Source organism: Streptomyces sp. NPDC034670 (assembly GCF_055574875.1).
Map to the genome: position 1 here is coordinate 1 of NZ_JBVITR010000085.1, position 7,833 is coordinate 7,833.

At 73.4% G+C, this 7,833-nt stretch carries 6 protein-coding genes; 2 read left to right on the plus strand and 4 right to left on the minus strand.

The window, feature by feature from the left end; genetic code table 11:
• The coding region (gene tap / locus ACZ56B_RS31385; RefSeq protein ID WP_468798007.1) for a telomere-associated protein Tap at nucleotides 1-2,149 on the minus strand (2,149 nt) is incomplete at its 3' end.
• A 392-nt stretch (nucleotides 2,150-2,541) separates the two neighbouring features.
• On the opposite strand from tap, the gene ACZ56B_RS31390 reads away from it, so the two are divergent.
• Nucleotides 2,542-3,582 carry a vWA domain-containing protein gene (locus tag ACZ56B_RS31390; RefSeq protein ID WP_468798010.1) on the plus strand — a complete coding sequence of 347 codons (1,041 nt, stop codon included), beginning with the start codon at nucleotides 2,542-2,544 and terminating at the stop codon, nucleotides 3,580-3,582.
• 306 nt (nucleotides 3,583-3,888) lie between these two features.
• Here ACZ56B_RS31390 and ACZ56B_RS31395 read toward each other — a convergent pair whose 3' ends face one another.
• The 3 genes from ACZ56B_RS31395 to ACZ56B_RS31405 all read right to left on the minus strand — a co-directional run bounded on the left by ACZ56B_RS31395 (nucleotide 3,889) and on the right by ACZ56B_RS31405 (nucleotide 6,844).
• A complete protein-coding gene (locus tag ACZ56B_RS31395) occupies nucleotides 3,889-5,559 on the minus strand; it encodes a multicopper oxidase family protein (protein ID WP_468798013.1) in 1,671 nt (556 codons plus the stop codon).
• Nucleotides 5,556-6,167, minus strand: coding sequence for a DUF2332 family protein (locus ACZ56B_RS31400; protein WP_468798016.1), 612 nt, complete (start codon nucleotides 6,165-6,167; stop codon nucleotides 5,556-5,558). The genes ACZ56B_RS31395 and ACZ56B_RS31400 overlap by 4 nt, the downstream gene beginning before the upstream one ends.
• A 434-nt stretch (nucleotides 6,168-6,601) precedes the next feature.
• A complete protein-coding gene (locus tag ACZ56B_RS31405; protein WP_468798019.1) occupies nucleotides 6,602-6,844 on the minus strand; it encodes a hypothetical protein in 243 nt (80 codons plus the stop codon).
• A 336-nt stretch (nucleotides 6,845-7,180) separates the two neighbouring features.
• Between ACZ56B_RS31405 and ACZ56B_RS31410 the strand changes: the two genes are divergently transcribed.
• Nucleotides 7,181-7,690 (plus strand): hypothetical protein, encoded by a 510-nt coding sequence (locus ACZ56B_RS31410; RefSeq protein WP_468798022.1) that lies wholly within the window; start codon nucleotides 7,181-7,183, stop codon nucleotides 7,688-7,690.
• The last annotated feature ends 143 nt before the right edge of the window (nucleotides 7,691-7,833 follow it).

Below are 7,833 nucleotides of genomic sequence, written 5' to 3' on the forward strand. Positions count from 1 at the left end.
CGTGCTTGACCAGGCCCGGGTTGACGCCGAGCTTGAATCCGCCGGGCAGCGGTCTGCCGTCCCGGTAGGGCAGGAAGTCCAGCGGGCTGGTGCCGTCGGCGGCGTACACCACGCAGTCGGAGAGGATCGCGACCGGGTACCGGCCGGTGAACGCCGCGTGCTTGACGATCTTGCGGTGCAGGTTGACGCGGGTGCGGGCGATGACGGCCGCGCGGATGTCCGGCCGCCAGGTGGGCCGGGACAGGGCCCGCCACGGCCGGCCCGGCCGCCACCCCTCGCCGCGGGGCCGCTCGCGCAGCTTGCCCAGGCCGCCCTTGACCGTCGCCTTGATGGCCGAGACGACGATCGCCAGCTGGGGGTCGCGCTCCCGGTAGCCGTCCATGGCCGCCAGGAAGTCGGCCGGTGCCATGTCGGCGTGCACGCCGAGGTCGGCCATCGTGGCGAGGTAGGCGTCGCGGAGCCGGTTGTACCAGCCGTCCAGGTAGCGGCCGTTCTCGTACCGCACCCACGCCTCGATCGGGCGGACCTCGTAGCCGAGCTCGACGGCATAGGCGACGGTGGGCGTCGCGTACCAGGCCGGACCCTCGGGGCGCTCGCCCTTCGGGGTGAACGGGCTGGGCAGCAGGCGGGCGTCCAGCTCCGCCCACCTGTCCTTGCCGATCCTCACCCGGGAGAGATCGACGTGGGACAGGTCGACCAGCCAGGAGCCGGGCAGCTTCGGGTCGAACACCGGGTTCTCGACACGGGTGGGTGCGCCGAGGCCGACGACGAGGCCGTTGGCACCGGCGGCGAAGGCCATGTTCACGTCGATGCCGACCAGGTGCCGCAGGGTGCATTCGTCGTCGGTCATCGGCCGCGCCCAGTCGTACGCCTCCTCGAACAGCTTCTCCGCCGGGCCGCGCACGTGGAAGCGCGGCAGGTCCGCCAGGAGCGGGTGCCCGTCGGGGGCCTCGCACGGGGCGCAGTCCACCGGGTCCCCGCCCAGGCTGCCGGGGTTGTGCTCGGAGCGCCGACGGCCGTCGGCGCCGGGCTCGGAGGCACGCGTCGGCGGGTGCAGGGCGGTCATCAGCTCCAGGCCGGTGACGGCCGTGGAGCCGCGCGGCGTCATCACGCGGGAGGCGTAGACGCCCAGGACACGGGCGAGTTCGGCCGGCGGAAGCTGCGCGGCGTCGCCCCAGTGCCGGGAGTCGAGCGCGTGCCAGGACGGGATGCACAGCTGCACGCAGGCCCGTTCCGAGCCCTGCGCGGGGCGGTAGATCCGCGCCCACGGCCCGAAGCCGCGCTTGGTGAGCTTCCATTCGGCGCGCGCCAGTTGCCTGACGGCCTTGTGGTTCTCCGGGATCCGCCCGGCGAGCCGCTCCTCGTCGGTGAGGGCCACGGGGAGGCCGTAGCGCTCCAGCGCGGCCGCGGTGAGCACGAGCAGCGGGTCGGCGTCCTTGCCCGGGCCGGACAGCCTCGGCTGCCCGAGCCTGGCCTCCTTCAGCGTCCACTCCACCAGGGCCGGGAGGGACGTGGCGGGCACGTCCAGGACCAGGCCGCCGGGGCAGTACGCGAGGACCTGCCCGTCCGTGTCGACGTCGACGACCGCGAGCGGCCCGTTCTCGAAGCGCGGGTCGGCGCCGCCCCGCAGGGGGCCGGCCGGGGCCACCGCTCGTGGCCGCGGGCGCCGCGCCGCCGGTGTGCTCCCGGCGGTGCGCGCCGGGCGCGGTGCGACCTGCTCGACGGGCGTGGCGGGAACGGGGGCGGGGGCGCTCCGGGAGTCCTCGTGCGCGGCCACGGCCGGGGCCTCGGGCGGCCGGTCCGGGGACGGAGCCTGTGTCCCGGCCCGGGTTTCGGCCCGGGTTTCGACCTGAGTGGTCCGACCGGAGAGCGCGGCCGGCGGCGCGGGCGGGGTGGCCGGGGGCGCGGGGTAGAGCTCCGCGAGCTTGTTCAGCAGCCGTGCGTACGCCTCGCGTTCCGGCCCGCGCGGCTCCACCGGCTTCTTGACCGACTCCCAGCCGGACACCGTCGCCCGGCGCACCTTCAGCGCGGTGGCCACCTCGTCCAGCGTCAGGCCGTGCGCCTGGCGCAGCCGCTTGCGCTCCTGCACCGACGGCAGCGGGGAGCGGGACGCCACCAGGGCGTCGACCGCGTCGAACAGCTCGGACATGCAACACCTCCCGGCCCGTACCTTACACCGAGAAACGCACGGAGGGCGTACTTTCCGAGTACATATAGCGCACGATTAGCGTACGCACAGGGCATCCCGTCAGCGCGATCCGGCACTGGCGCTCCCCGGGCCGGCGCCCCCGCCGTGGGCCGCGGCCCCGGTCGGCCGGCCTCCTGACGCCCGTGGGTTCCCGTGCTCGGCGCGCCTCCCCGTCACCCGGGCCCGCACGGCCGACGTCGGTTCCCGCACGGAGGGTGAGGCCCGGTGACGGACGTGGCCGTGGCAGCGGGGCCCCGGTCGGGCGGACTCCTCGTCCCGTACGGGAGCCAAGATCGATTGTCAGTGCCGGGTGAGACGGTAGGAGCACCGAATCGGCAAGAGGGGGAGCTGTCATGTCCGGAAGCCAGAACTACATCAACCACGTCGCTCTCGTGCTGGACGCCAGTTCGTCCATGTCGCACCTGAGCCGCAAGGTCGTCGAGGTCGCCGACCAGCAGATCGCCTACCTCGCCCGCCGGTCGAGGGAACTGGACCAGGAAACCCGCGTCACGGTGTACGTCTTCGCGGACAAGGTGGAGTGCGTCATCTACGACAAGGACGTGCTGCGGATGCCGTCGCTGCAGCAGCTGTACCGGGTCGGCGGGATGACGGCCCTGCTGGCGGCCGCGCTGAAGTCACAGCGGGAGCTGGCGCAGACGGCCCAACTGTACGGCGACCACAGCTTCCTGACGTTCGTGCTCACCGACGGGCAGGAGAACGCGAGCCACCGCTGCCCGGACGCCCCCACCAGGAATCCGCGGGAACTGGTCGGGGCCGTGGCCGAGATGATCGCGACCCAGGAGGACAACTGGACGCTGGCCGTCCTCGTGCCGGACCAGATGGGCAAGCGCGAGGCCATGCAGTGCGGTTTCCCGAAGGACAACATCGCCATCTGGGACGCCACGAGCACACAGGGCCTGGAGGAGGCCGGGCAGGTCATCCGGCAGGCCACCGAGAAGTTCATGGTGGGCCGCGCTCAGGGCATCCGGGGATCGCGCGCCGTGTTCTCCACGGGTGCGGAGGCGGTCAACAAGGACACCATCGAGGCGGCCGGCCTCACCCCGGTGGATCCGTCGAAGTACCAGCTGATCCCGGTGGCCCGTGACGCGGCGATCCGGGACTGGGTCGTCGAGTGCGGGCACACCTACCGCACCGGTGGCGCGTTCTACCAGTTGAGCAAGTCGGAGAAGATACAGGCGCGGAAGCAGATCGCGGTGCTGGAGAAGAAGACGGACCGGGTGTACACGGGGCCCGAGGCCCGGGCCCTGCTCGGCCTGCCGGATGTGGAAGTCCGTGTCAAGCCGGACCACAACGACGACTTCACGATCTTCGTCCAGAGCACCAGCGTGAACCGGAAACTCGTACCGAACACGCGGCTGCTGCTCATGCTCTGAAAGCCCGGGAACCCCGGCGGGCCCCGGCGCCGGGCGGCCGAAGGGCGCCCGCCCCTCGGCGTCGGGCGCCGGCATGCCGAAGCGACCCGCTCGGCCCGCGCACGGGTGCGGGCCGAGCGGTTTCTCCGCCCGCCCGTGCCGGGACGCCCCTTTCCGGCCCGGGATCCCCGGACCACAGGGACACGGATGCCGTGGCGGTGCTGCGGCCGCCGCTGCACCGACTGCACCGACGCGCGTACGGAGAAGGGCTGGGCGCGGAAGGAGGTCCGGCGGGAGTGACGGCTCACCCGGGCCCCGCGGCCGTCGTCACCTCAGGTAGCCGAGGTTGGTCATCATGCCGGATTCGGAGTGGTACTGGTTGTGGCAGTGGAGCATCCACAGGCCCGGGTTGTCGGCGTCGAAGTCGAAGACGGCTCTGCGGTGCGGCAGTACCAGGGCGGTGTCCTTGCGGGCTCCGGCCGCACGGGCGCCGGTGAGGGCGAAGGTGTGGCCGTGCAGATGCACGGGGTGCCACATGTGGGTGGCGTTGATGACGATCAGGCGCACCCGCTCCCCCTCCCGGACGGGGTGGCGCTGTTCGACGGAGTAGGGCCGGTGGTCGAAGCTCCAGTCGAACCTCCTCATGCTGCCGGTCAGCTTGAAGCGCAGCTGGCGGTCCGGGGCACGGTCGCGGAGGGCCACGGACTCCTTGGGCACCAATCGGCCGGCCGGCACGATCCGGCCGTCCAGCTCCTCGGGGTACGCGGAGCATCCAGGGGGGTCCCCGCTGCCGGTGCGCAGGACCGCCATGGCCCTCCCGTTCTTGCCCTCGGCCAGCGCGACCAGCGGGAACACCCCGTCCTTGGCGGTGACGAGCACGTCGTAGCGTTCGGCCATGCCCAGCAGCAGCGCGTCCGTCCTCTTGTGCTCGACCGGGTAGCCGTCCGTGTGCGTCACGGTCATCTCGTGGCCGCCGAGTGCCACCCGGAAGGCCGTGTCGCTCCCGGCGTTGATGATGCGCAACCGGATCCGGTCCCCGGGGCGGGCCCGGAAGACCGAAGGGGCTCCGGGGATGCGGCCGTTGACCAGGTAGAGCGGGTGGTCGACGTGACCGCCCCCGCTGCGCAGCAGGCGGCTGTGCCCCCTCCGCAGGACGCGGGAGGGACCGGCGGGCTCGCCGGAGGCCGTGCCGTGCGTGCCGGCGGACGCGCCGTGGCCGGAGCCGTCAGGGGCGGGGCTCTCCCCCATGTCCATCGGGATCTCCCTGCCGTGGTGCAACTGCGCGAGCACGCCCTCCGGAGTGGAGCCGCTCACGCCGTCCAGCCAGTCGTCCAGGACGACGACCCACTCCTTGTCGTAGGACAGCGGCTCCTTCGGGTCCTCGACGATCAGCGGAGCGTACAGGCCGCGGTCGAGCTGCATTCCCGAGTGCGAGTGCACCCAGTACGTGCCCGGGTGCGGCACGGCGTAGCGGTAGGTGAAGTCCGCGCCGGGCTTGACGGACTGCTGGGTCAGGCCCGGTACGCCGTCCATGTCGCAGCGCAGACGGATACCGTGCGAGTGCAGCGTCGTCGTCACGGACAGGTGGTTGACGAGCGTGAGATCGAGGATGTCGCCCGCGGTGATCCGGATCTCCTCGCCGGGCAGCTCGTCTCCGTAGGCCCAGGACTTGACGGTCCGCCCGCCCAGGTCGAGGGTCGTCTCGGTGGCGGTCAGGGTGAACGTGCGCAGGGGGCCGGGCCCGCGTCTCCTCTCGGCGGCGAGGACCTCGGGGTCGGACGGGTTCACGTATCCCTCGGGCCCCTTGGGGACGAAACCACCGCCGTGGTGACCGGGGCTCCCGGCGGCCGATCGGGTGCCGTTCCCGGAGGGCGAACCGGACGCGGAGTGCGGGCCGGGTCCGGAGGGCGAGCCGGACCCGGAACAGGCGGCCAGGACTCCCGAGCCGATGGCCGTGATCGAGGCACCGAGCACGGTGCGCCGGGTATGTGAGTTCATAACCTAATAACACATGTCTTATAGTCATATTTGTCGGAAATGGGTCGGCGCGTCCCGTGATTCGCCCGCGTCGCCCAACGGGACTTGCGTGGAACCCCGTGGGGGACAGACGGCAGGAGGGGGACGGCGCCGTTCGATCGATCCGGCAGGACGTCAGGAACGTGCCGGCCACGCCGGCGAGCGGCCCTGCGACCAGCAGCGGCCGACGGCTTCGGCGCGCGGGGCCGACCGGTCGGGCACCGCCGGGCCGATGACGCCGTGACCGCAGGCGCGGGGATCGCCGAGTGCCGGTACCGCCGGCCCGACTGCGCCCCCTCCGCCGACACCCACGCCACCGCCCGGTCGGCCGCGGCGTCGCCGTCCGCGGCGAGTCCCGGAGCGCGCCCGGCGAGGGCGCGCAAGGCGGCGAGGACCACCGCGGGGTGCCGCTTGCGCGCCGGTGCCGTCCCGATGGCGCGCGGCGCCTCGTCGGACTCGCTCAGGGCGACGGCGACGCGCTCGTACGGCGGTGACGTCCCGGCGGCGTCGGCCCCACCGAAGCGTCGGTACGCCCGAGCGAGCGCGCGGGCCCTGCCCATGGGCGCCCGCCCCGCGGTCGGTCCCGGCATTCCGACGACATCGGTCGTCCGCCGGACACCCCGGCACGGGGGCCGGTGGCAGGGAGGGAGCACCACGAGGAGGACCGTCGGGATCGACGGGGTGCGTCCACGGGGCCTTCCCGGACGGACCCCCGCTGCGCGCGGACGGCCGCGGCGCGCTGTCCGTCCGCGCACCGGCGGACGGTGCGCCGGCACTCCGCCCCGCGGAACCGGCCGGGGGAACGTGTCCGCCGGTCCGGGTGAACCGGGCCCGCCCCTCCTGGCCGGTTCCGTCCCCCGCCGGTGAACGCGCCCGGCACCGGCGCAGGACGTGCGTCCTCACGGCCTCGCTCCCCTTCGGTCCGTCCCGGCCCGGCGGCGGGATCCCCGGACGGTCCGCCGGGCGGGGCCGAGCCGGGCCCTTCTCCGCCCCGCGGGTCCGCGCCGTGCCGGCCGTCGCCCCGCTAGGGTCGCTCGACCTGTGTGTTCGCCGTGCTCCCGGCCCGGGCCGCCGGGCGGCGCGCCCCGGCCTCCCAGAGGCACCAGGTCGACCACAGCAGCAGGACCAGGAAGACGGCGAGCAGCCCCAGCAGCACCACCGTCTGCCGTGCCGATCCGTCGCCCTGGACCATGGTCAGCAACAGACAGAAGGTCCAGGCGACCACACCACCCGCGTACACGGCCCTGAGCTGCCGCAACTGACTCACCGAACCCACCGTCACCCTCCCGACCGTTCCGTCACGCGTCGCCCTGCCAGTACCCCGGTTGCCCGGTTTCACCGCACGCGATCGCGGGCGGCGCCGAAGGGGGCGTGGCGGCTGCTCCGGCCGGGAGGGAGCCCCGTTCGCCCGGGTCCTCCGGGGCGGGCCGGGAAACGGGTGCCGGCTCGCACGCGTCGATCGAACTCACGTGCCACAGGGGGTGGTTCGCGCGGGGAACTCCCCTCGTCGCCCCCGGCCCGGGAACCCCTTTCCGTTCCCGCCCCTCCGCACCGGAGGGGCGGGGCCGACATCGAACCGGCCGGTGACGGGCAGCCCTGGAGCATGTCCACCGACGCGACGGCTTCGCCCGGGGTGCAGGTGTGCTCCCTGAAACGGAACACACCGCAGTCCATCCCGGCGAACAGCCCTTACACGGTCATCAGGTTCCCGTTCGGGAGCGCCGAGTCCACCGACCGGTTCGCCATGCATCAGGTCGACCAACCGGACGGGTACGTGATCACGAACTGGGACGCGGACGACCGGTCCGGGCTGATATGGCCCAGTACGGTCGGCTGGGGCGTCCTCCACGCGATGATCCAGTGGGAGGCGGGAGGGTACGACGAACTGCGGGACCAGTTCGTCCGGGACCCGCTCGGCCTCACCCCGAATCCCGACGACACCACGGCGACGGAGCACCGGTCGCCGAGTCCCGGCATGCAGTGCTGGACGAAGCAGTGGGGCGTCTTCGTCGACCCGGCCGTCCCGCTCGCCGTGCGGGCCACCCACGACGACGGTGTGGCGCGGAACATCGTCCTGGCGGAGTTCAAGCTCGTCATCCACCGAGCCGCCTGACGAACGCGTGCCTGGCCGGCGGGCGGGGGGGGGGCCGGGGGGGGGGGGGGGGGGGGGGAAGCCCGGGGGGTCTGTGGCCCCCTCCCCTTCCTCCACCCCCCGGGGGCAACCCCCCTCTACTCCTGGGACGTGGCCACGAACAC

Excerpts from the sequence above, each read along its gene's own strand:
- ACZ56B_RS31390 (WP_468798010.1), top strand. The coding sequence starts at position 2,542 with ATGTCCGGAAGCCAGAACTACATCAACCACGTCGCTCTCGTGCTGGAC.
- ACZ56B_RS31395 (WP_468798013.1), bottom strand. The coding sequence starts at position 5,559 with ATGAACTCACATACCCGGCGCACCGTGCTCGGTGCCTCGATCACGGCC.
- ACZ56B_RS31400 (WP_468798016.1), bottom strand. The coding sequence starts at position 6,167 with ATGCCGGGACCGACCGCGGGGCGGGCGCCCATGGGCAGGGCCCGCGCG.
- ACZ56B_RS31410 (WP_468798022.1), top strand. The coding sequence starts at position 7,181 with ATGTCCACCGACGCGACGGCTTCGCCCGGGGTGCAGGTGTGCTCCCTG.